The 20,427-nt window shown below is 65.8% G+C and carries 19 protein-coding genes, 3 pseudogenes and 1 riboswitch; of the genes and pseudogenes, 7 read left to right on the forward strand and 15 right to left on the reverse strand.

Going from position 1 to position 20,427, the window contains the following annotated elements:
* Positions 1-84: 84 nt before the first annotated feature.
* Both QK290_RS02580 and QK290_RS02585 read left to right on the forward strand, forming a co-directional pair.
* Complete coding sequence (locus QK290_RS02580; RefSeq protein WP_282329352.1) at positions 85-933, forward strand: SGNH/GDSL hydrolase family protein; 849 nt, start codon at positions 85-87, stop codon at positions 931-933.
* A 30-nt stretch (positions 934-963) separates the two neighbouring features.
* Positions 964-1,590 carry a hypothetical protein gene (locus tag QK290_RS02585; protein WP_348994428.1) on the forward strand — a complete coding sequence of 209 codons (627 nt, stop codon included), beginning with the start codon at positions 964-966 and terminating at the stop codon, positions 1,588-1,590.
* A 4-nt stretch (positions 1,591-1,594) separates the two neighbouring features.
* Here QK290_RS02585 and QK290_RS02590 read toward each other — a convergent pair whose 3' ends face one another.
* Together QK290_RS02590 and QK290_RS02595 are read right to left on the reverse strand one after the other, a co-directional pair.
* Positions 1,595-2,710, reverse strand: a complete 1,116-nt coding sequence (locus QK290_RS02590; RefSeq protein ID WP_282329170.1) for a homoserine O-acetyltransferase — start codon at positions 2,708-2,710, stop codon at positions 1,595-1,597.
* A 12-nt stretch (positions 2,711-2,722) separates the two neighbouring features.
* A riboswitch (SAM riboswitch) is annotated at positions 2,723-2,837 on the reverse strand.
* 68 nt (positions 2,838-2,905) lie between these two features.
* A complete protein-coding gene (locus tag QK290_RS02595; protein ID WP_282329171.1) occupies positions 2,906-4,258 on the reverse strand; it encodes a bifunctional o-acetylhomoserine/o-acetylserine sulfhydrylase in 1,353 nt (450 codons plus the stop codon).
* Between the two features lie 204 nt (positions 4,259-4,462).
* Here QK290_RS02595 and QK290_RS02600 point away from each other — a divergent pair, with 204 nt between their 5' ends.
* On the forward strand, positions 4,463-5,101 hold the full coding sequence (locus QK290_RS02600; protein WP_282329172.1) for a VOC family protein: 639 nt from the start codon (positions 4,463-4,465) through the stop codon (positions 5,099-5,101).
* A gap of 123 nt (positions 5,102-5,224) precedes the next feature.
* Here the strand turns inward: QK290_RS02600 and QK290_RS02605 are convergent, their stop codons facing one another.
* Positions 5,225-6,004 (reverse strand): type II CAAX endopeptidase family protein, encoded by a 780-nt coding sequence (locus tag QK290_RS02605; protein WP_282329173.1) that lies wholly within the window; start codon positions 6,002-6,004, stop codon positions 5,225-5,227.
* Between the two features lie 99 nt (positions 6,005-6,103).
* Here QK290_RS02605 and QK290_RS02610 point away from each other — a divergent pair, with 99 nt between their 5' ends.
* Positions 6,104-6,784 (forward strand): histidine phosphatase family protein, encoded by a 681-nt coding sequence (locus QK290_RS02610; protein WP_282329174.1) that lies wholly within the window; start codon positions 6,104-6,106, stop codon positions 6,782-6,784.
* Between the two features lie 14 nt (positions 6,785-6,798).
* Here the strand turns inward: QK290_RS02610 and QK290_RS02615 are convergent, their stop codons facing one another.
* The 5 genes from QK290_RS02615 to tdh form a co-directional block, all read right to left on the reverse strand.
* Positions 6,799-7,587 (reverse strand): DeoR/GlpR family DNA-binding transcription regulator, encoded by a 789-nt coding sequence (locus QK290_RS02615; protein ID WP_282329175.1) that lies wholly within the window; start codon positions 7,585-7,587, stop codon positions 6,799-6,801.
* Positions 7,588-7,700: 113 nt separating this feature from the next.
* Entirely contained in the window at positions 7,701-8,912 is a 1,212-nt protein-coding gene (gene hutI, locus QK290_RS02620; RefSeq protein WP_282329176.1) for an imidazolonepropionase, read from the reverse strand.
* Positions 8,913-8,924: 12 nt separating this feature from the next.
* On the reverse strand, positions 8,925-10,043 hold the full coding sequence (locus QK290_RS02625; RefSeq protein WP_282329177.1) for an FAD-dependent oxidoreductase: 1,119 nt from the start codon (positions 10,041-10,043) through the stop codon (positions 8,925-8,927).
* A 68-nt stretch (positions 10,044-10,111) separates the two neighbouring features.
* The gene (locus tag QK290_RS02630; RefSeq protein ID WP_282329178.1) at positions 10,112-11,308 is read right to left on the reverse strand and encodes a glycine C-acetyltransferase; all 1,197 of its coding nucleotides are present in this window, start codon (positions 11,306-11,308) and stop codon (positions 10,112-10,114) included.
* An 8-nt stretch (positions 11,309-11,316) separates the two neighbouring features.
* The gene (tdh, locus tag QK290_RS02635; protein WP_282329179.1) at positions 11,317-12,363 is read right to left on the reverse strand and encodes an L-threonine 3-dehydrogenase; all 1,047 of its coding nucleotides are present in this window, start codon (positions 12,361-12,363) and stop codon (positions 11,317-11,319) included.
* 134 nt (positions 12,364-12,497) lie between these two features.
* Between tdh and QK290_RS02640 the strand changes: the two genes are divergently transcribed.
* Complete coding sequence (locus QK290_RS02640; RefSeq protein ID WP_282329180.1) at positions 12,498-13,418, forward strand: LysR family transcriptional regulator; 921 nt, start codon at positions 12,498-12,500, stop codon at positions 13,416-13,418.
* A gap of 44 nt (positions 13,419-13,462) precedes the next feature.
* Here QK290_RS02640 and QK290_RS02645 read toward each other — a convergent pair whose 3' ends face one another.
* The 5 genes and pseudogenes from QK290_RS02645 to QK290_RS02665 all read right to left on the reverse strand — a co-directional run.
* Positions 13,463-14,077, reverse strand: a complete 615-nt coding sequence (locus tag QK290_RS02645; protein WP_282329181.1) for a hypothetical protein — start codon at positions 14,075-14,077, stop codon at positions 13,463-13,465.
* A gap of 215 nt (positions 14,078-14,292) precedes the next feature.
* Complete coding sequence (gatB, locus tag QK290_RS02650) at positions 14,293-15,801, reverse strand: Asp-tRNA(Asn)/Glu-tRNA(Gln) amidotransferase subunit GatB (protein ID WP_282329182.1); 1,509 nt, start codon at positions 15,799-15,801, stop codon at positions 14,293-14,295.
* Complete coding sequence (gene gatA, locus QK290_RS02655; RefSeq protein WP_282329183.1) at positions 15,801-17,360, reverse strand: Asp-tRNA(Asn)/Glu-tRNA(Gln) amidotransferase subunit GatA; 1,560 nt, start codon at positions 17,358-17,360, stop codon at positions 15,801-15,803. Before gatA ends, gatB begins: the two co-directional genes overlap by 1 nt.
* 2 nt (positions 17,361-17,362) lie before the next feature.
* Positions 17,363-17,659 carry an Asp-tRNA(Asn)/Glu-tRNA(Gln) amidotransferase subunit GatC gene (gene gatC / locus QK290_RS02660; RefSeq protein WP_141940678.1) on the reverse strand — a complete coding sequence of 99 codons (297 nt, stop codon included), beginning with the start codon at positions 17,657-17,659 and terminating at the stop codon, positions 17,363-17,365.
* 145 nt (positions 17,660-17,804) lie between these two features.
* Positions 17,805-18,185, reverse strand: a pseudogene (locus QK290_RS02665) (citrate:proton symporter); the annotation flags it as partial.
* 1 nt (position 18,186) lies between these two features.
* On the opposite strand from QK290_RS02665, the pseudogene QK290_RS02670 reads away from it, so the two are divergent.
* A pseudogene (locus tag QK290_RS02670) lies at positions 18,187-19,002 on the forward strand (ATP-binding protein); the annotation flags it as partial.
* A pseudogene (locus QK290_RS02675) lies at positions 18,995-19,383 on the forward strand (response regulator). The pseudogenes QK290_RS02670 and QK290_RS02675, both read left to right, overlap by 8 nt.
* Before the next feature lie 90 nt (positions 19,384-19,473).
* Here the strand turns inward: QK290_RS02675 and QK290_RS02680 are convergent.
* On the reverse strand, positions 19,474-19,857 hold the full coding sequence (locus QK290_RS02680) for a RidA family protein (RefSeq protein WP_282329184.1): 384 nt from the start codon (positions 19,855-19,857) through the stop codon (positions 19,474-19,476).
* A 38-nt stretch (positions 19,858-19,895) separates the two neighbouring features.
* Positions 19,896-20,408 (reverse strand): GNAT family N-acetyltransferase, encoded by a 513-nt coding sequence (locus QK290_RS02685; protein ID WP_282329185.1) that lies wholly within the window; start codon positions 20,406-20,408, stop codon positions 19,896-19,898.
* Positions 20,409-20,427: the final 19 nt, after the last annotated feature.

Raw genomic sequence — 20,427 nt, forward strand, 5'->3', positions numbered from 1 at the left:
TTACAGTTACCCGGTGGTAACTACCTACGGTGGCGTAGCTTGTGAAGGAGGAGGCAGGATAGGACCGTGAATGACGCGAAAGCCATGCAGAGCCCACCCAGGGCCACGGAAGCGCACCCCTGGAGCCGCTATGTAGCGATGGGAGATTCATTCACCGAGGGCATCGGCGACCCCGACCCAACCAGGCCCGGCGGATTCCGCGGCTGGGCCGACCGGGTGGCCGAGGAACTGGGCCGCGGCCCGACGGACTTCGCCTACGCCAACCTGGCGGTTCGCGGCCGGCTCCTGCAGCAGATCGTGGACCAGCAGCTCGCTCCGTGCCTGGCGCTGAAGCCGGACCTGATAACCCTTTCCACCGGCGGTAACGATCTCATCAGGCCCGGCGGAGACCCCGACGCCCTCGCCGAAAAACTTGATTCAGTGGTCCAGATCCTGTCCATGGGCGGTGCCACGGTGGTGCTGTTCAACGGCCCGGATACCGGCTCCTCGGTGCTGGGACGGATCCGCAGCAAGGTGACCATCTACAACGAGAACCTGCGCACCGTGGCCGCCCGCCATGACGCCATCATCGCTGACATGTGGTCGCTCAAGCAGCTGAACGATCCGCAGATGTGGGACGAGGACCGCCTGCACTTTTCGCCATTGGGACACCACACCATCGCCGCCATGGTGCTGGATTCGCTGAACGTGAACCACACTCTCGAGCCGCTCCGGCCCAAGCCCCTGCCCGTCCGCACGTGGCGGGCAGCCCGCTCCGAAGACCTGGTGTGGGCCCGCGAGTACTTTGTCCCGTGGGTGGTGCGGCGGCTGCGCCACCGCTCTTCCGGCGACGGCATCACCGCAAAACGTCCGACGCCGGGCCCCGTGTTCGGCCCTGGCGTTCCGTTGGGATCCGGCGAGGGGCCGCTGGGCACCACCGACGCCCGGCGCTAGCCACGGGCCGGCGTGACCCAGGGAACAGCGATGCCGTGGATCGGCATGGAGCCTTCCTGCGGATCCCGGCCGTGCGTGTGGGCTCCGGGGTTAAGCTGGAAGGACACATATGAGAGGCGCTACACCGTGAACAGCTTGTTTTTCTGGATCATCATTCTGTCCTTCGTGGTGCCTATGGCGATGCGGATGTACCGGAAGTCCGTCAACAAACGGAACCAGGAGCAGAGCTTTTCCGGTCGCTACCCTGAGCAGTTTCCAGGCGGCGGGCAGTACCCAGGCAGCGAACAGTATCCTGGGCCGCAGAACAAACAGCCCCGTGATGGCTACACGCAGCAGGATTACATGAGTGGCGGCTTCCGACAGATCATGAGCCCGCAGCCCCTGCCGCCGAGCCAGCCACTGCCGCCCATGCAGCCGATTCCTTCTGCGGACCAGCAGTTCCCGCCGTACGGTCAGCCGCAACCCACCGGTCAATCGGTGCCTGATCAGCGCGCGGAAGCACCGAAGCAGCCTGCCGCCCCTGGCATTCCCCTGCCGCCGTCGGGCCCGCAGGGCTACCGGGCCCGGAAACTGGCCGAACTCGACCAGCAGTACAGCAACGGCGAGCTGGCAATGGAGGACTATATGAAGCGCCGCTCCGACATCATGAACGGCTAACTGCTTAGACCAGGAACGTATTCCGGAGCTGGGTGCCGAGCTGGCCAATCTCGGTCAGGAAGCCGTCGTGGCCGATCGGCGCCTCAATAACGTGCACATCCACGTCACCCGGGAGCGCGTCGGCCAGCTCACGGGACTGGGAGGGGAAATACAGCCGGTCACTGTCCACGGCGGCCACGAAGAACCTGGCGGTAGCCCGGCCCAAGGCGTCGTGCAGGGAACCCCGCCCGCGGCAGACATCGTGGCTCATCAGGGCGTCGGTGATGGCGATGTAGCTGTTGGCATCAAAGCGCCGCACCAGCTTTTTGCCTTGGTAATCCAGATAGCTTTCCACCTGGTAGCGGCCCCGCTCCCCCAGCGCCGCCGCCTGGAATGGCGATTCCGGGTGCTGGGCCGACCGGCCGAAGCGCCCATCAAATTCCTCTGCGGAGCGATAGGTGATGTGCGCAATGCGCCGCGCCAGGGCCAGTCCGTCCTCCGGCAGCGGACCGCCATAGTAATCGCCGTCGTTAAAATTGCTGTCCTGGCGGATGGCGAGCGTCTGCGCCTGGGCGAATGCGATCTGTTCGGCCGTGCTGGCGGCACCGATCGAGATAACAGCGCACCGCTGGACCCGTTCCGGGTAGGTGACCGCCCATTCCAATGCCCGCGCGCCGCCCATGGAGCCTCCCAGCACGGCGTACCAGCTCGGGATGCCCAGCTGGTCAGCCAGCCTGGCCTCAGCCGCTGTGGTATCCCGCAGCGTTACCAAAGGAAACCGCGACCCCCATGGCTTGCCGTCGGGGGCAACCGAGGATGGCCCGGTGGAGCCGTAACAGCCACCCACGACGTTGATGGAGACCACAAAGAACCGGTCGGTGTCCACCGGCGCACCGGGTCCGGCCAGTTGCTCCCACCAGCCTGGCTCATCGCTGTCGCCGCGCGTCACGTGCGTGCTGCCGGTCAGGGCGTGTTCAATCAGGACGGCGTTGGAGCCGTCCGCGTTGAGGGTTCCCCACGTTTCATAGCCAAGGGTGACGTCCGGGAGGTAACCGCCGGCTTCGAGCTCAAGTCCGCCGATGCTGGCGTAACGGACCACGCCGTTTCCGGGTGCTGCAGTACGGGAAATCGTAATCGTCATGGAAGGACCTTTTCTATGCGCTTGCCCACCGTCAATTGACCGGCAGGCCAGGTCCTCACCCGGGGCACCCCGCCGCAAAAGAGGGTTGCCGGCCAGCAAGCCGGGGCTGTCGCTGGCACTCATGACCTGCTTCGAGTGTACGAACTGCCCCGGTCTATTGCTAAGCGTGTGACTGGTTGTGACTTCGCGGAAGCCCTACTCCTGCGGGCCCGCAGCGTCTTTGTTAGGGTCCGCCGCACCCTTGGCCGCCCGGAACCCGGCCTCGAGGTCGGCCAGGATGTCATCGATGTGTTCGATGCCCACGGACAGACGGACGAGTCCCGGCGTGACCCCGGCGATGACCTGCTGCTCCGGCGAGAGCTGGCTGTGCGTGGTCGATGCCGGGTGGATCACCAGTGAACGGACGTCCCCGATGTTCGCAACGTGGGAGTGCAGTTCCAAGGCATCCACGAAGCGTTTCCCGGCCTCCGCGCCGCCGGCCAGGTTGAATGAAACCACCGCGCCGGTGCCATTGGGGCCGTATTTGCGGCCGCGCTCATACCAGGGGCTGGAGGCCAGCCCGGCATAGGCGACAGATTCGACGTCGTCCCTTGCCTCAAGCCACTGGGCAACATCGACGGCGTTGGCCACGTGCCGCTCCACCCTCAGGCTCAGCGTTTCCAGGCCCTGGGCGATGAGGAATGCGTTGAAGGGTGACACTGCCGAGCCGAGGTCGCGCAGCAGCTGCACCCGGGCCTTGAGGATGTAGGACAGGTTGGCACCCAGGGCACCGCCGGCACCGAGGTCCCGGGCATACACCAGCCCGTTGTAGCTGGGGTCCGGGGTGTTGAAGCCCGGGAACCGTTCCGGGTCAGCGCCGAAGTCGAACTTTCCGGAGTCCACGATCACGCCCGCGATCGCGGACCCATGGCCGCCCAGATACTTGGTGGCGGAGTGGACCACAATGTCCGCGCCCCATTCGAGCGGGCGGATGAGGTACGGGGTGGACAGGGTGCTGTCCACAATCAGGGGGACGCCGGCGTCATGAGCTACCCCGGACACGCCTTCGATGTCCAGCACGTCCTGCCGCGGGTTGGAGACCACCTCGCCGAAGAAGAGCTTGGTGTTGGGCTGGACGGCATCGCGCCACTGGTCGAGGTTGTCCGGGTCAGCCACAAACGTGACGGATATGCCGAACTTCTTGAGGGTGTGCGCCAGGAGGTTGTACGTCCCGCCGTACAGGCTGGGGCTGGCCACGACGTGATCCCCGGCTTCGGCAATGTTCAGGATGGCAAAGGCTTCAGCGGCCTGTCCCGAACTCAGCAGCAGTGCAGCGAGCCCGCCCTCAAGGCTGGCAATCCGCTGTTCCACGGCGTCCTGCGTGGGGTTGCCGATTCTCGTGTAGATCGGTGCGAGTTCTGCGAGGGCAAACCGGTTGGCGGCGCTTTCGGCACTCGGGAAAACGAACGACGTCGTCTGGTAAATTGGGAGCGCCCGCGCGCCGGTGGCGCTGTCCGGTTCCTGGCCAGCGTGGATCTGGCGGGTTTCGAAAGACCATGCGTTCGACATTCAATGCTCCTTGACGTGGTGTGGCACAACTCCGTTGCGTTCAGTGTAGGAAGACTTTCCCGGACAGGAACAGGATTGTGACGAAGGTGGTCAGTCTGCCGGTACTTCTCCTGCTTTGCGGCGGAATGTCCACTCGTGACGCAACGGATTCCGGTAAGGCTGCCCTTAGCTGAGAGCCGGATCACAAAGTGCCAAGATGATGGCATGCGCATGGATCACGTCTCTTACGCCTGTGAACAAGATGGCCTCGTTGCCACCACCGAACGTATTTCGTCCGCCCTCGGCGTTGAAGCCGTGAAGGGCGGGGTGCACCCCCGGTTTGGAACCCGGAACATGATTATTCCCCTGGCCGGCCATAAATACCTGGAAGTTGTGGAGGTCCTGAACCACCCGGCATCGGACAAGGCCCCCTTCGGGCAGGCTGTCCGGGCCCGGTCCGAAGCCGGCGGCGGCTGGATGGGCTGGTGCGTCGAAGTGGACGACCTAGCTCCGTTCGAAGACCGACTGGGCCGTGCTGCCGTCAACGGCAACCGCAAGTTCCCGGACGGCCGCGAGCTGGTCTGGAAGCAGATCGGCATCCTGGGCCTGATCGCGGACCCGCAGGTCCCGTACATGCTCAAGTGGGAGGGCGACCCCGCCCTGCACCCGTCAAATGCCTATGAGAGCAACGTCAAGATGAGCTGCCTGACCATAGCCGGTTCCGCCGCACGCGTGACGGAATGGCTGGGTGAACCCGTCGAAAAGCCCCTGGAGGACGTCGCCGTTGACTGGGTGGCTCCGCATGGAACCCCTGGGATCCTGTCAGTGACCTTCGAAACCTCTACCGGAGCAGTCACCATCTGATTGCACGTACAAAGCTTCGGCCGCCATCAGCGGGTGCCAATGATGCCACCCACCGATGGCGGCCGAATCCTTTTAAGCCGGACCTGATTCAGTGCACGGTGCGGCATGGGAACAACAGCCCTCTTACCCCAGTCCCACGGCCCGGCCAAAGAGGCTGAAGCCCACGAACGCCACGATGTCCAGCAGCGCGTGCGCGATGACCAGCGGCATCACCCGTTTGGTCTTCGTGTAGAGCCAGGCGAACACCACACCCATCACGGCGTTGCCGATGAACGGCCCGAAGCCCTGGTACAGGTGGTAGCTGCCGCGGAGCATCGAGCTGGCGAAGATGGCCAGGGGCATGCTCCAGCCGAACTTGCCGAATCGGTCCAGGAGGTAGCCCACGACGATGACTTCCTCCACCACGGCGTGCCGCAGCGCCGAAAGAATCAGGACGGGAACTGTCCACCAGTACGAGTCGAGTGCGCTGGGGATGATGGCCGTGGTGATCCCCAGCGTACGCCCCGCGGCGTAGAGGCCCAGTGACGGGATCCCGATCAGCGCCGCCAGGCCAAAGCCCTGCAGCAGGTCACGGCCCGGCCGGGCGAAGTTGAAGCCCAGCTTCCGGAAAGCCGAACCGCTCTGGGAGCTCACGCCGGCACCGGACTGCCGCTGGTCCGTGAGGAAGTAGATCACCAGCAGCACGGGCACCAGGGCGAAGATGATGTCCAGCAGCTGGTATGTAAGGTCGAAGTATTCGCGCGGGCTCTGTGACCGGTTCAGCGTGGACGTGCCTTCGGCCAGCGGGGCCCGGGTTATCTTGTCCAGCAGCTGCACCACCGAGTAGACGGCGGACTGCCCCAGGGAAAGACCCAGCACAATCCAGACTTCGATCCGCAGGCGACGGCGGGAGGGAACCAACATGGTTCCATCTTGCCTGTAGTTTCTGGTTCTTCGCTGATTCCCGACGGCCCGGCTCGCAGTGAGGCCCTGCGCCGGAGGCGGGACCTATGCTTGGGGCTTATGAGCGCGCCAGGGAAAATCTTCATGATCCGGCACGGCCAGTCCGCGGCCAACGTCGATACGTCCATCTACAACAGGGTCCCGGACTACCGGATTCCGCTGACTCCACTGGGCCTGGCGCAGGCCGCGGCCGCCGGGGAACGGATCCGCCGCGAGTTGGACGGCCGGCAGGTCTGCGTCTACGTATCCCCGTACCTTCGGGCGCACCAGACCCTGGAGGCACTGAACCTCGGCAATCTCACGGAACGGGTGATCGAAGAGCCACGCCTCCGCGAGCAGGACTGGGCCAATTTCCAGATCACCGGCGACATCGAAGACCAGAAGGAACTCCGCAACGCCTACGGCCATTTCTTTTACCGGTTCCGGGAGGGCGAATCCGGCTCCGACGTCTACGACCGGATCTCATCCTTTATGGAGACGCTCTACCGCCATTGGTCCAAACCGGACTACGCCCCCAACACCCTGCTGGTGACCCACGGGCTCACCATGCGCCTGTTCTGCATGCGCTGGTTCCACTGGTCGGTGGAGTATTTCGAATCGCTCAACAACCCGGACAATGCCGCGGTGCGGACCCTCCTGCGCACCGACCTGGGCAAGTACGAACTCGACATTGCGTTCAGCCAATGGGTGGACCGCCGGGTGGACGAGACCGTCCTGGACGCGCCGCCGGTGATCTTTTAGGGGATGCAGGTCCCTTAGTGCGGGGCCACGATCACTTCGGTGCCGTTGGCTTCGAATGCGGCCTTGTCCTCGTCGGAGATCCCGGAATCGGTGATCAGGCGGGTGAACGCGTAGCCGTCCATGGTGGCGAAGGCTCTGACGCCCACCTTGGAGGAGTCGGCTACCACGTAGGAGATCCGGGCCCGGCTGGCCAGCAAGGCATTGACTGATGCTTCGCCCTCCCCCGTATTGGTGGGACCGACCTCAGGGTCGATGCCGTTCACGCCGATGAAGGCGATGTCCATGACCACCTTCTGCATAATGATGTCGGTGTACGGTCCCACCAGTTCATACGAGCGGGGGTTCAGGATGCCGCCGGTCACCATGACCTTGATGTTGGGGCGGACAGCCAACTGCGCAGCGATGTTGATGGCGTTAGTGACCACCGTCAGGGTGGACTGGTGGCCGGGAGCGTTGAGGTCCTCGCGCGTGGCCAGGATCTGCGCCAAGGCCGTACTGGTGGTGCCGCCGCACAGCCCGATCACCGCGCCGGGAAAAATCAGGGCCGCGGCGGCCTGGGCGATCTGTTCCTTGGCTTCGGCGTGGTCGTCACGGTTGTAACGGCCAGGAAGGTCGTAGGCCAGGGCGCCGGTGGTGGCTCCGCCCCGGGTGCGGGTCAGCAGCCGTCGCTTGGCCAGGCTGTCCAGATCACGCCGTGCCGTGGCAGGCGAGACCGCAAGCTGCGTGACAATCTCCTCCACCTCAACCTGGCCGGTCTTGGCGAGGATGTCCAGAATGGCCGTCAGGCGGTCAGTGCGGGTCATGGGGAGCCTCTCAGCGGCAAACAAATCGGCGTCAAACAGTCACCAGAATATGACGTTATCTGATCATAACAGGACCAAATAATCACATCGCAATCACAAATACGTGACCCCAGTTAGCGTGCCCGCGCACCGGCCCGCCACACAGCGTACGTGAGCGGCATACCCGGGCGGTAGGCGAGGTGCGTGGCGGAAGGTGCATTGAGCATATGCAGGTCTGCCCGGTGCCCGACGGCGAGCGAACCCACCGCCCGGGCGCCGTCGGCGTCGTGCCCTGTCTCCCGGTGCAGCGCCAGCGCGCCTCCATAGGTTGCAGCACGCACCGCCTCGTGGACGCTGAGCCGCATCTGCAGCACCGCCGTCGCCACGTTGAACGCCATGGAACTGGTGTACGAGGTACCCGGGTTGCAATTGGACGCCAGCGCCACCTGCACCCCTGCGTCCAACAGTTCACGCCCGGGGGCCAGTGGCTGACGGGTGGAAAGATCGCAGGCGGGTAGGCAGGTTGCCACGGTGCCCCGGTCACCCGTACCGCTGACCGGATTCCAGCCGGACCAGCTTTCCGCGAGCGCCGCCACGTCACGGCCCGACAGATAGTTCACGTGGTCCACGCTGGCGGCCCCGAGTTCCACCGCCAGCTGCACGCCGGGACCTTCGCCAAGCTGGTTGCCGTGGACACGGATCCCCAGTCCCGAGGCGCGGCACGCCTCCAGCACACGGCGGGACTGCTCGGCAGTGAAGGCGCCTTCCTCGCAGAACACGTCCGCCCACCGGACGTAGGGCCGGACGGCGGCGAGCATGGGCCCGCAGACGAGGTCGGTGTAGGCCTCGGAATCGGTGCCCGCGGGGACCAGGTGTGCGCCCAGGAAGGTGACTTCGTCTGCGACCGTGGAGGCGATCCGGGCGCTCCGGGCCTCATGCTCAATGTCCAGCCCGTACCCCGTCTTGGTTTCGAGGTAGGTGGTACCCTGCGACAAGGCCTCGGACACACGCGCCATGGCCAGCCGGGTGAGGTCGAAATCGGACGCGCGCCGGGTGGCGTCCATGGTGACGGCGATACCACCGGCCGAATACGACTCCCCTGCCATCCGTGCCTCGAACTCCGCGGTGCGGTCGCCAGCGAACACCAGGTGCGTGTGCGAATCCACCCAGCCCGGCAAAACGGCCCGGCCGCCGGCGTCCACGGCGTCATCGGCCGCCGGCGCATCCGCGGCGGAACCGAGCCAGGCGATCCGTTCGCCCTCGATCACCACGGCGGCCTTTTTAAGGACGCGGTGGTCCAGGTCCTGGGTCATCAGCTCGGCGATGTTGGTGATCAGGGTGCTCATGGGTTCCATTTTTCAGCGCCGGATGGACCAGCGCGTGGCCGCCAGCGCCTCCGCTGTCCGGGATGCCGGATGATGGTCCGCAACGGTACTGTGACCGGTGCCCTGCCCGGCCAGGATCTGCGCGGCGGCGAGCTCGGCCATGGCCGATGAGGTCTGGAAGCCGTATCCGCCCTGACCGGCAAGCCAGTAAAACCCCGGGGCTTCGGCGTCGAACCCGGCTACCGGGACGCCGTCGGCCACCTCGGTCCGGAGCCCCGTCCAGGCCCTCCGGACTCCGCGGATTCCCAATGTGGTCAGCTGGTTGAGCTTCACGATCAGCCGCTCGACATCGCCGGGCCGCGGCCGGGCGTCTTCGGGTCCGCTGGGTACCGATTCCGACGGCGAGATCAGCACGTCGGTGCCCTCCCGGCGGAAATAGAACGTGTGGTCCGCTGCCGCCACCATGGGGCTGTGCCCGGGCACGGGATGTTCGACGTCGACAATCGCCGCAGTGCGCCGGTACGGCTGGAGCCCGAGTTTTTCCACGCCGCTGATCACGGCGAGTTCGTCGGCCCAGGCGCCGGCCGCGTTGACCAGCACACCGGCCTCAAAGGCTTCCTGCCCCGCCCCGATCTCCCAGCCAGAGCCCAGCCGTTGCGCAGAATGGACACGGGCGCCGGTGATGATGTCGGCGCCGGCGGCCTCAGCCCGCTGCCGGTGGTCTTCCAGCAGCAGCGGGGCGTTGCAGGCGAAGGATCCGGTGTCCAGGCCTGCGGCGGAGAAAGTCCCGGGCACCAGTGCAGGGCACAGCTTCAGTGCCCGGTCATGCGTGATGGCATTCATGTGGCCGCTGCCCTCGGCGCGGACGGATTCCTCTGTGCCGATGAGCATAAAGCTTCGCGGCGTCAGGACAGGTTCGGGCAGTTGGGCGTCCCGGGCCGCGATCAGTTCCAGGGTCCGGACCGTGAGCTCCCGGACCACGTCCGGGCCGTAACTCGGAATAAGCTGGCGGGCGGAGCGGGAGGACGTGTGGTACGCCAGCTCCTGCTCCGCTTCCACCAGCGCCACGCTGCAGCTGCCCGCAAGCGCGGAGGCCAAGGACAGGCCGGCGATGCCGCCGCCCACAATCAGGACGTCGTAGTGTGCTGCCATGGCTCCATCCTTGCAGAGTTGCCCTCCGGCCGCGCCGGTCCTGCTCTGTGAGGTTTAGCCCCGCTGGGTTAACCCGCTACCGCAGCACGGCTGGCGACGAACGCACGCACGCACGCTTCGACGTCGTCCGCTGAGTGCGATGCTGAAAGCTGCACGCGGATCCGGGCGGCGCCGCGCGGGACCACCGGGAAGCTGAAGGCGGTGACGAAGACGCCTTGCTGGAGCATCTGGTCCGCCACCTTGGCGGCCATTACGGCGTCCCCGAACATCACGGGGACAATCGCATGTTCGCCGTCGAGGAGTTCAAAACCTTCTTCGGTCATCCGGCGGCGGAACAGCCGGGCGTTCTCGAAGAGCCGGGTCCGCAGGTCACCGGAATTCTCCACCAGATCAAGGGCCTTGATGGTGGCGGCGACGATCGCGGGGGCCAGGGAATTGGAGAACAGGTACGGGCGCGCTTTCTGGCGGAGCATGGCCACCACTTCAGTGCGGCCGGACACATAGCCGCCGGACGCGCCGCCCAGGGCCTTGCCAAACGTTCCGGTGTAGATGTCCACGCGGGAGGACACCCCGGCATGCTCCGGGGTTCCGGCCCCCGTGGCACCCATAAAGCCGACGGCATGGGAATCGTCCACCATCACTAGGGCATCGTGCTTCTCGGCGAGGTCGCAGATGGCCTCCAGTGGCGCCAGGTAGCCGTCCATGGAGAACACCCCGTCCGTGACGATGATCTTGCGCCGCGCAGCCTTCGCTTCAACGAGCTTGGCCTCGAGGTCCGCCATGTCCTGGTTGGCGTAGCGGAACCGTTGGGCCTTGCAGAGCCGGATGCCGTCGATGATGGAGGCGTGGTTGAGGGCATCGGAGATGATGGCGTCCTCCGGCCCGAAAAGGGATTCGAAGACGCCGCCGTTGGCATCAAAGCAGCTGGAGAAGAGGATGGTGTCCTCGGTGCCGAGGAACCTGGAGACCCTGGCTTCCAGTTCAAGGTGAAGGTCCTGGGTGCCGCAGATGAAGCGGACGCTGGCCATGCCGAAGCCCCGTGAGTCCATGGCCTCTTTGGCTGCGGTGATGATGTCCGGGTGGTCCGCGAGGCCCAGGTAGTTGTTGGCGCAGAAGTTCAGGACGGTGGCGCCCGGCTGGCCGATCTGCCCGGCCGTGACATGGCTGGACTGCGGGGAGTTGATGCTGCGTTCGGACTTGAAGAGCCCGGCGGTGCGGATGTCGTCCAGCTCAGTCTGCAGCTGGTCCTTGATGGAGGTGTACATGGTGCTCCTTAGAGTTCGGTCCAGTCGAGGACAACTTTTCCGCCGACGCCGGCGCGGGCGGTCTCGAAGCCTTTTTCCCAGTCTGCGGCGGGAAGCTTGTCCGTCACCACCGCTGAGATGCCGGCGTTCAGCACAGGGTTGGAAGAAAGCATGGCGCTCATGGCGTACCAGGTCTCATACATTTCCCGGCCGTAGATGCCCTTCAGGGTCAGCATGTGCGTGACCACTTTGCCCCAGTCGATGGTGATGTCCTGGCTGGGCAGGCCGAGCATGGCAATGCGGCCGCCGTGGTTCATGTTCTCGATCATCTCAGGCAGTGCCGTGGGGTGGCCGGACATTTCCATCCCGATGTCGAAGCCCTCCCGCATGCCGAGTTCACGCTGGGCGTCCTTGACGCGCGTAGTGGAGACGTCGATGGCCAGGTCCACGCCGAGCTGGCGTGCCAGTTCGAGCCGCGGCTCGGAGACGTCGGTGATGGCGATCTTGCGCGCACCGGCGTGGCGGGCCACCGCGATGGCCATAAGCCCGATGGGGCCTGCTCCGGTGATCAGCACGTCCTCGCCCACCAGGGGAAAACTGAGGGCGGTGTGTACGGCGTTGCCGAACGGATCGAAGATGGCGCCGAGTTCCGGCGTGATGGAGGGATCGTGGTGGACCCAGACGTTGGTCTCGGGGATGACCACGTACTCGGCGAAGGCGCCGTCCCGCTGCACGCCGACGCTGACGGTGTGGATGCACATCTGGCGGCGGCCTGCGCGGCAGTTCCGGCAGATCCCGCAGACCACGTGGCCCTCGCCGGATACCCGGTCCCCCACCTTGACGTCGCGGACGCCGTCGCCGATTTCCACCACTTCACCGTAGAACTCGTGGCCGGCGATGAGTGGCGCCTCGATCATGCCCTGCGCCCAAGCGTCCCAGGACTGGATGTGCAGGTCCGTGCCGCAGATCCCGGTAGTCATGACCCGGATCTTGACGTCGTTGGGGCCGGCGTCGGGCTCGGGGCGGTCAACCAGCTCGAACCCGGCGTGTGCACCGGACTTGTAGAGTGCCTTCATTGGCTTCCTGACTGTTGGCAGCGACCCGCGGCCTGCGGTGTGGTCTCCCTTTATTAGAGCCACTTCGAAGCATTAGCACAAGCAGAATTCTCTCAATCGACGATGAAGCATTCGCTTATGCATAGACTGGACGGATGGAAATTCATCAGCTGGAAATCCTCCGCGAACTGGGCGCCCTGGGCAGCGTGAAGGCGGTGGCGGAGACGCTGATGGTCACGCCGTCCGCGGTGTCCCAGCAACTGGCACTGCTGCAGCGCAACATTGACGTCCCGCTGACCCGGAAAGAGGGCCGCAACCTGGTGCTGACCGAGGCCGGCCAGGTGCTCGCCGACGCAGGTGCCGCCGTCGTCAGTGCCATGGCGGACGCCCGGACCGCGATCGGCGCCTATCACGGCTCGCCCGTTGGCCCCGTGACCATCAGCGGTTTCCACAGCGCGGGCCAGGCGCTGTTCGCGCCGCTTGCGCGCATGCTGGACGCGCCCGGCCAGCCGCGGATCCAGCTTTCCGACGAGGACGTGGCGCAGCAGGATTTCCCGGCGCTGACGGCGCGGTACGACCTGGTGCTGGCGCACCGGATGGACCACAGCCCGCGCTGGCCCGAGGAGCGTGTGGCGGTGATCCCGCTGGCGCACGAACCGCTGGATGTTGCGTTGCCGGCCGGGCATCCCCTGGCGGATCGGGACACCGTCACGGCTGCCGACGTCGTGGGCGAACCGTGGGTGACCAGCCACACCGGCTACTCCCCCGCGGACGTCCTCTCCGCCGTCGCGGCCGTCTCCAGCAGGGAATTGAACATCGTCCACCGGATCAACGACTACTCCACCGTGGCCGCGCTGGTCGCGGCGGGCGGGGTGGTGGGCCTGCTGCCGCGGCATACGGCCCGGCCGGTGCTCAACCCGGGCATTGTGCTGCGGCCGCTTGAGGGCATCAGCACCCGGAGGCAGATCGACATCCTGGCCCGCCCGGAGAACCTGAAGCGCCGCTCGGTGGTGATTGTGTGCGAGGCGCTGCAGGCGATCATGACCGGATTGGTGGCCCCCACCCCAACTAGGTAGCAGTAGATGTCGTTATGAGGGCTCAAACCGACACCTGCTGCTACCTACTTGGGGGAAAGCCGCTTGGCGTGGCCGAGGCCCTTGCCCAGCCCGTGACCGTGCCCCTTGCCTAGGCCTTTTCCGTGGCCCGGACCCGTTCCGGCGCCTTCCACGATGTGGCGCGCCTCGGCGTTGTTGCCGCTCTTCACTCCGGAGACCCGGACGGTGTCGCCCGTGGCGATGTCCGCGATGGTGACCTCTGACCGCTTCAGCCGCTTCCCGTCGTCGCCCGTTGCCGGCGAACCGTCCGCGGCCGGGGCCGGGAACTTGATGATCTTGGTATCCGCGTTGACGGCGTAGGTCTGGGTGAAGCCGTCTTCGCTCTTGACGGTGACCGAGGTTTCGCTGACGGCGTCCACCGTGCCTTGCTGGGTCAGCACGGTTTCGAAGGACCCGTCCGCCTTCTTCACCACACTTTCACTGTGCAGATGCTGCGGGCGCTGGGCCTTGTCCGACTTCCCCTGGCCAGGCGCCTTGTCCGACTGCCCCGGTGCGGAGGCCGACGGCGACGGCGTGTCTGTGGCGGACCAGGCGATGGCGACACCCGTGCCGGTCAGGGCCAGAGCAATGACGCCGGCCAGCAGGACTTTGCGGAATCTCAACGGTTCTTGGACCGACATGGCCATTCCTCCCACAGCACCGGCAGGGCTCCGGCGCCCTGGAACTTCAGTCTAGAACCGGCAAGCCCCGCTGAACACGCGTACTTTGCGGGCGGGAAGTGAGTACTTAAAGCCAAACTGGGTCGCAGTAGATGTCGTCATGAGCGCTCATGACAGCATTAACTGCGACCCAGTTGGGTTAAAACAGGCTGCTTAGCCTGCGGCTCGGCCCTCGGCTAGCCTTCAACGCCGAGCTTCGCGAGGATCAGCTCCTTGACGCGGCCGGCGTCGGCCTGCCCGCGGGTGGCCTTCATAACGCCGCCGACGATCGCGCCGATCGCCTGGAGCTTGCCGGCGCGGATTTTGTCCGCGACGTCGGGCTGTGCGGCGAGGGCGGCGTCGATGGCTTCCAGGAGGGGGCCGTCGTCGGAAACGACGGCGAGGCCGCGCTTCTCCACGATCTCCGCCGGGGTGCCTTCGCCGGCAAGCACGCCGTCCAGGACCTCGGTGGCCATCTTGTTGTTGATCTTGCCGTCCTCGACCATCCGGTTCAGCTCCACGATGGTGGCGGGCTGGACGCCCAGCTGGCCGGGATCGACGTCGGCGTTCTTGGCCCGGCCCACAATCTCGCCCATCCACCATTTACGGGCGACAGAGGCAGAGGCCCCAGCGGCGATAGTCTCTTCGATCTCATCCATAACGCCGGCGTTGACGACGTCGCGGAATTCCAGGTCCGAGTAGCCCCAGTCGGCCTGCAGCCGCTTTCGGCGGGCCGCCGGCGGCTCGGGCAGAGTGGCGCGGAGCTCCTCCACCCATTCGCGGGACGCAACGATCGGAACCAGGTCCGGCTCCGGGAAGTAGCGGTAATCATCGGCGTCCGACTTGGGCCGGCCCGAGGTGGTGGTGCGGGTGTCCTCGTGCCAGTGGCGCGTTTCCTGGATGACCGGGTTGCCGGCATCCAGGACGGCTGCGTGCCGCTGGATCTCGTAGCGGACGGCGTGTTCGACGGCGCGCAGCGAGTTGACGTTTTTCGTTTCGGAGCGGATGCCGAAGCGTTCGCGGCCGTGCGGGCGCAGCGAAACGTTCGCGTCGCAGCGCACGTTGCCGCGTTCCATCTTCGCGTCCGACACACCAAGGTTCTTGACGATCTCCCGGACGGCGGCCACGTAGGCCTTAGCCAGCTCCGGGGCGCGGGAACCGGCGCCCTCGATGGGCTTGGTGACAATCTCCACCAGCGGAACGCCGGAACGGTTGTAGTCCACCAGCGAGAAGTCGGCACCCTGGATGCGGCCGGCGGCCCCGCCCATGTGGGTCAGCTTGCCGGCGTCCTCTTCCATATGGGCGCGCTCGATCTCCACGCGGAAGATAGTCCCGTCCGCGAGTTCGATGTCCAGGTAGCCGTCGTACGCGATCGGGTCCTCGTACTGTGACGTCTGGAAGTTTTTGGGAGTGTCCGGGTAGAAGTACTGCTTCCGGGCAAACGTGCAGGATTCAGCGATCTTGCAGTTCAGGGCAAGGCCGATCTTGATCGAGGACTCGATCGCCACCCTGTTCACCACCGGCAACACGCCGGGCATGCCCAGGTCCACCTCGTTGACGTTGGTGTTCGGCTCATCGCCGAAGACGTTGGGCGCCGAGGAGAACATCTTGGTCCTGGTATTGAGTTCCACGTGGACCTCGAACCCCAGGACGGGATCATACTTCTCCATGGCCTCTTCGAAGCTCAGTGTTGCGTCCGTGCTCATTATTTTGCCTCCTTGGCGTCAACAAGGGTCTCAACCAACGGCGGCGCCTGGTCCAGGAGCGGGCCGCCCCACTGTGCCTCAAGCAGGGATTCCAGGACAGCACCCACCCGGTAGAGCCGGGCATCCTCGCGGGCAGGAGCCAGCAGCTGGATGCCGACGGGAAGGCCGTCCTCGTCCGCCAGGCCGCCGGGCAGGGTCAGCCCGGGCACGCCGGCGAGGTTGGCGGGGATGGTGGCGACGTCGTTGAGGTACATCGCCAGCGGGTCGTTCAGTTTCTCGCCGAGCTTGAACGCCGTGGTGGGCGCCGTGGGAGAGATCAGGACGTCGGCCTGCGCGAACGCGGCCTCGAAGTCGCGCTGCACCAGGGTACGGACCTTTTGGGCCGACCCGTAATACGCGTCGTAGTAGCCGGCGCTCAGCGCGTAGGTACCCAGGATGATGCGGCGCTTGACTTCGTCGCCGAATCCTGCGGCGCGGGTGGCACCCATAACGCGTTCGATCGTCATGGGTCCGTCCTCGGGCAGGACGCGCAGGCCGTACCGGACGCCGTCGAACTTTGCCAGGTTGGAGGAAGCCTCCGACGGCATGATCAGGTAGTAGGCACCGAGGGCGTACTGGAAGTTTGGGCAGGACACCTCAACGATGTCCGCACCGGCCTGCTTGAGCAGTTCCAGGGATTCGTTGAAGCGGTTCTCGACGCCGGCCTGGTAGCCCTCGCCGTGGAGTTCCTTGATGATGCCGATCCGCATGCCTTCGACGTTGCCCACGCGGGCTGCGGCGACGAGGTCTGCCAGGGGGTCGGGCAGGGATGTGGAGTCAAAGGGATCATGCCCGCCGATGACCTGGTGCAGCAGCGCCGAGTCCAGGACGGTGCGGGAAACCGGGCCGATCTGGTCCAGCGAGGAAGCCATGGCGATGGCACCGTAGCGGGAGACGCCGCCGTAGGTGGGCTTGACTCCCACGGTGCCGGTGACGGCGCCGGGCTGGCGGATGGATCCGCCGGTGTCCGTACCGAGGGCCAGCGGGGCCTCGAAGGCAGCAACGGCCGCAGCCGAGCCGCCGCCGGAACCGCCGGGGATCCGGTCCAGGTCCCACGGGTTGCGGGTGGGGCCGTACGCGGAGTGCTCGGTGGAGGAACCCATGGCGAATTCGTCCAGGTTGGTTTTGCCCAGGATGGGCATTTTGGCGGCACGGAGGCGCTTGACTACCGTGGCGTCGTAGGGGCTGTGCCAGCCCTCGAGGATCCTGGAGCCCGCTGTGGTGGGCTGGCCGATGGTGACGATGAGGTCCTTGACCGCGATCGGTACGCCGGCGAGTTCGTGGAGTTCCTCGGCCGCGGCACCTCCTGCGGCACGGATGGCGTCCACCTCTGCGGCGACGGCGAGCGCTTCCTCGGTGTTGACGTGCAGGAACGCGTTCACGCCGCGTTCGCCGCCGTCCACGGCAGCAATGCGGTCAAGGTACGCCTGGGTGACCTCGACGGAGGTGACCTCGCGGGCGGCCAGCTTGGCGGCCAACTGCGCGGCGGAGAGGCGGATGAGTTCGTTGGTGTCAGTCATGGTTATGCCTCATCCAGGATTGCCGGGACCTTGAAACGGTTCTCATCGGAATCCGGAGCTCCCGAGAGTGCCTGCTCCGCGGTGAAGGTGTGGCCCACAACGTCCTCGCGGAACACGTTGGTCAGCGGGATCGGGTGGGAGGTTGCCGGGACGTCATCACCGGCGGCTTCACTCACGGACTTCACTGAATCAACGATGACGGCGAGTTCGCCGGCCATCCTGTCCAGCTCTTCAGCACTCATCTCGATGTGAGCGAGCCGCGCGAGGTGCGCAACATCGTCACGGTTGATCGCAGCCATGGATCTCCCCTGCAGGTTCGGATTGTTTTCCGAACCAGTCTAGTGGGGAAACGTCAGTGCCCGTCTGACGACCCCCAGCGGGCGTCAGACGGGCACATCGGTGCCGTGGTCCCGGCCACAAAGGCCAGCCACAGGCAGCTACAGACTAACCGATCCCGATGGCTCCAGTCAGCATCCCCACGCCCAGCATGACGAGGGAAACCACTGCGGTGCGCCACAGGACCTTTTTGTGGTGGTCGCGGAGGTCCACCTTGGCCAGCGAGACGAGCAGGAGGATGGCCGGAACCAGCGGGCTCTGCAGGTGGACCGGCTGCTCGGTGATGGAGGCACGCGCCATGTCCGCGGCGCTGATTCCGTAGTGCGCGGCGGTCTCGCTGAGCACGGGCAGGACGCCGAAGTAGAAGGCGTCGTTGCTCATGAAGAACGTCATGGGGATGCTGAGGACGCCGGTGATGACGGCCATGAACGGGCCTATGCTCGTCGGGATGATCTGGACAAGCCACGCGGACATGGCCTCGACCACGCCGTGGGCCGACGCTCCGGTGCCCGGGCAGCTCAAGGCGCTGACCCGGCCTGACGCGTCGGAGGCCGATGCCATTGAGCTGGTGGCCGGCGGCAGTGTCCTGGTGGCCAACGCGCGCAAGGCCTTGCATCGAAGCAAGAACCTGGGCTTGGTGGTGATGCTCCGGGACCGCACCGAACTCCAGCAGCTCACCCGGCAGCTCGATGCCGTGGGCACCATGTCCACGGCCGTGCGCGCCCAGCGCCACGAATTCGCCAACCAGCTGCACACCATCGCCGGCCCCATGAGCATCGGGCAGCACCAGCAAGCCCGCGAGTACCTGGCCGTCTTGGCCGCCACGGGGCCGCTGAAGTTTCCGGTGGACCAGGCGGAACTGTTGCAGGACCCGTACTTGCAGGCCTTTGCGGGTGCCAAGGGGGTGGAGGCTGATGAGCGCGGTGTTACGCTGCGGATCGGGCCCGAAACACTGGTCCGGGGCCAGGTCACGGAGCCGCAGGACGTAACCACTGTGCTGGGCAACCTGGTAGATAACGCGGTGAACGCCGCCGTCGCCGGTTCGTCCCCGGACCGCTGGGTGGAGCTGGAGGTGCTGGATGAACCGCACGACGACGGCGGGACGCTGCACATCGTCGTTGCCGATTCCGGCGACGGGCTGGCCGCCGGGACCCGTGGCGGGCAGGGGCTGGGCCTGGCCCTCGCCCGGAAACTGGCGCGCCGCCGCCGGGACGTCCGCTTGCTGGAGCCGGGGACGACGGCCCGGACAGGGGCCGGGACACCTTCGGGGACCACGGATTTGGCTCGAGAGGACAATGATGCCTGAGGATTTCAGGGTGCTGATTGTGGATGACGATTTCCACGTGGCCAAGCTGCATGCCGCGTATGTGGATTCGGTGGCGGGATTCCTTGCTGGCGCCGGTGGGGTCGGCGTCCTTGGCCCTGCAGGCGATCCACAGTCTCCGCCCGGATCTGGTGCTGCTGGATGTTTACCTGCCGGACGCCTCAGGGCTCGACCTGCTGCAGCAGCTCGACGTGGACACCATGATCCTCAGAGCCGCGTCGGACACCGGGTCGCTGCGGAAAGCGTTCCGCCACGGCGCAACGGTACCTGTCCTCGCTGGCCGACGACGGCGCCGTCGACATCCAACTGCGCTACGGGACCACCGGACGCCCGGAACACCGCTACAGCCTCCCGGGCCAGTAGCGGCGCCCTTCGAACGCGAAAGGACACTTGGGGCCCCGGAATCCAGGGCCCCAAGTGTCCGTTCGCGCCGGGGGTGCAGATTGGAGCGTGCTAGTTGGCGCTCTTCTGCGCCACGAGCTCGATCTCGACGAGCATCTTCGGGTCAAGGAACGGCAAGACGTGCACCAGGGCAAGCGTGGGGCGGATCTCGCCGAAGACTTCGCCGTGGGCGCGGCCGGCCTCTTCCCATTTGCTGATGTCCGTCAGGTACAGCTTGGACTGAACCACGTCGTCGAAGCTGAAACCGGCGTCGGCCAGGACCACGCCGAGCTTCTGCAGGATGTACTGGGTCTGCGTGTAGAAGTCATCGCCCACAATGCCATCCTCGCCGCTGGCAGCCGTGGCGGAGATGTACAGCGTAGTGTCCACCTGGACGGCGCGGGAGTAGCCGAGGGTCTGCTCCCAGACGGAGCCGGTGCCGAATGTTTTGCGCATGGTGGGCCTTTCTGTGCCGAAAATGAGTCGGCACCACTTTAGGGTGACTGGACGTCAAGCCGGTAAACCAGCAGCTTTATGTCGGTGCCCGGAATCAACCAGTCGCGCTCGGGGACACGTTTGAAGCCTGTCTTCCGGTAGAGGCCGTGGGCGCTCTCCCAGGTCCCGCCGGTAGTGAGGGCAACGCCGGCGATCCCCTCCAGCGATTTGGCATGCTTAATGATGGCTTCCACCATGGCCTTGCCTGCGCCACTGCGCTGGACCGCGGGATCCACAACCAGCATCCGGAATTCCAGCTCATCCGGCCGGGCGATGTCGGCGAACGGTTCACCTGCCAGCGCGAGAGTCACGGATCCCACCACCTGCCGGCCACGCTCCGCAACCCAGATGGTGGACTTCGCTGCACGGGCGGCAACATCCTGGATCTGCTGCATATAGGGATGGTCCGCGCTGTCGAAATACCCTGCTGCCAGGTATGAGTCCACGGTGATCCTGGCGATGGCCTGGAAGTCTTCCTCTACGGCCGGTCGGATGGTTATTTGCGATAGCACCTGACAATGCTAGTGGCGC

This window comes from Pseudarthrobacter sp. AL07 (assembly GCF_029960665.1).
Lineage (GTDB): Bacteria > Actinomycetota > Actinomycetes > Actinomycetales > Micrococcaceae > Arthrobacter.

What these genes read in the sequence shown, in the direction of transcription:
- QK290_RS02615 (WP_282329175.1), bottom strand. Translation starts at nt 7,587, where the DNA reads ATGACCCGCACTGACCGCCTGACGGCCATTCTGGACATCCTCGCCAAG.
- QK290_RS02585 (WP_348994428.1), top strand. Translation starts at nt 964, where the DNA reads ATGCCGTGGATCGGCATGGAGCCTTCCTGCGGATCCCGGCCGTGCGTG.
- QK290_RS02600 (WP_282329172.1), top strand. Translation starts at nt 4,463, where the DNA reads ATGCGCATGGATCACGTCTCTTACGCCTGTGAACAAGATGGCCTCGTT.
- QK290_RS02595 (WP_282329171.1), bottom strand. Translation starts at nt 4,258, where the DNA reads ATGTCGAACGCATGGTCTTTCGAAACCCGCCAGATCCACGCTGGCCAG.
- gatB (WP_282329182.1), bottom strand. Translation starts at nt 15,801, where the DNA reads ATGAGCACGGACGCAACACTGAGCTTCGAAGAGGCCATGGAGAAGTAT.
- QK290_RS02640 (WP_282329180.1), top strand. Translation starts at nt 12,498, where the DNA reads ATGGAAATTCATCAGCTGGAAATCCTCCGCGAACTGGGCGCCCTGGGC.
- tdh (WP_282329179.1), bottom strand. Translation starts at nt 12,363, where the DNA reads ATGAAGGCACTCTACAAGTCCGGTGCACACGCCGGGTTCGAGCTGGTT.
- QK290_RS02680 (WP_282329184.1), bottom strand. Translation starts at nt 19,857, where the DNA reads ATGCGCAAAACATTCGGCACCGGCTCCGTCTGGGAGCAGACCCTCGGC.
- QK290_RS02645 (WP_282329181.1), bottom strand. Translation starts at nt 14,077, where the DNA reads ATGTCGGTCCAAGAACCGTTGAGATTCCGCAAAGTCCTGCTGGCCGGC.
- gatA (WP_282329183.1), bottom strand. Translation starts at nt 17,360, where the DNA reads ATGACTGACACCAACGAACTCATCCGCCTCTCCGCCGCGCAGTTGGCC.
- QK290_RS02610 (WP_282329174.1), top strand. Translation starts at nt 6,104, where the DNA reads ATGAGCGCGCCAGGGAAAATCTTCATGATCCGGCACGGCCAGTCCGCG.
- QK290_RS02625 (WP_282329177.1), bottom strand. Translation starts at nt 10,043, where the DNA reads ATGGCAGCACACTACGACGTCCTGATTGTGGGCGGCGGCATCGCCGGC.
- hutI (WP_282329176.1), bottom strand. Translation starts at nt 8,912, where the DNA reads ATGAGCACCCTGATCACCAACATCGCCGAGCTGATGACCCAGGACCTG.
- gatC (WP_141940678.1), bottom strand. Translation starts at nt 17,659, where the DNA reads ATGGCTGCGATCAACCGTGACGATGTTGCGCACCTCGCGCGGCTCGCT.
- QK290_RS02630 (WP_282329178.1), bottom strand. Translation starts at nt 11,308, where the DNA reads ATGTACACCTCCATCAAGGACCAGCTGCAGACTGAGCTGGACGACATC.
- QK290_RS02580 (WP_282329352.1), top strand. Translation starts at nt 85, where the DNA reads ATGCAGAGCCCACCCAGGGCCACGGAAGCGCACCCCTGGAGCCGCTAT.
- QK290_RS02605 (WP_282329173.1), bottom strand. Translation starts at nt 6,004, where the DNA reads ATGTTGGTTCCCTCCCGCCGTCGCCTGCGGATCGAAGTCTGGATTGTG.
- QK290_RS02590 (WP_282329170.1), bottom strand. Translation starts at nt 2,710, where the DNA reads ATGACGATTACGATTTCCCGTACTGCAGCACCCGGAAACGGCGTGGTC.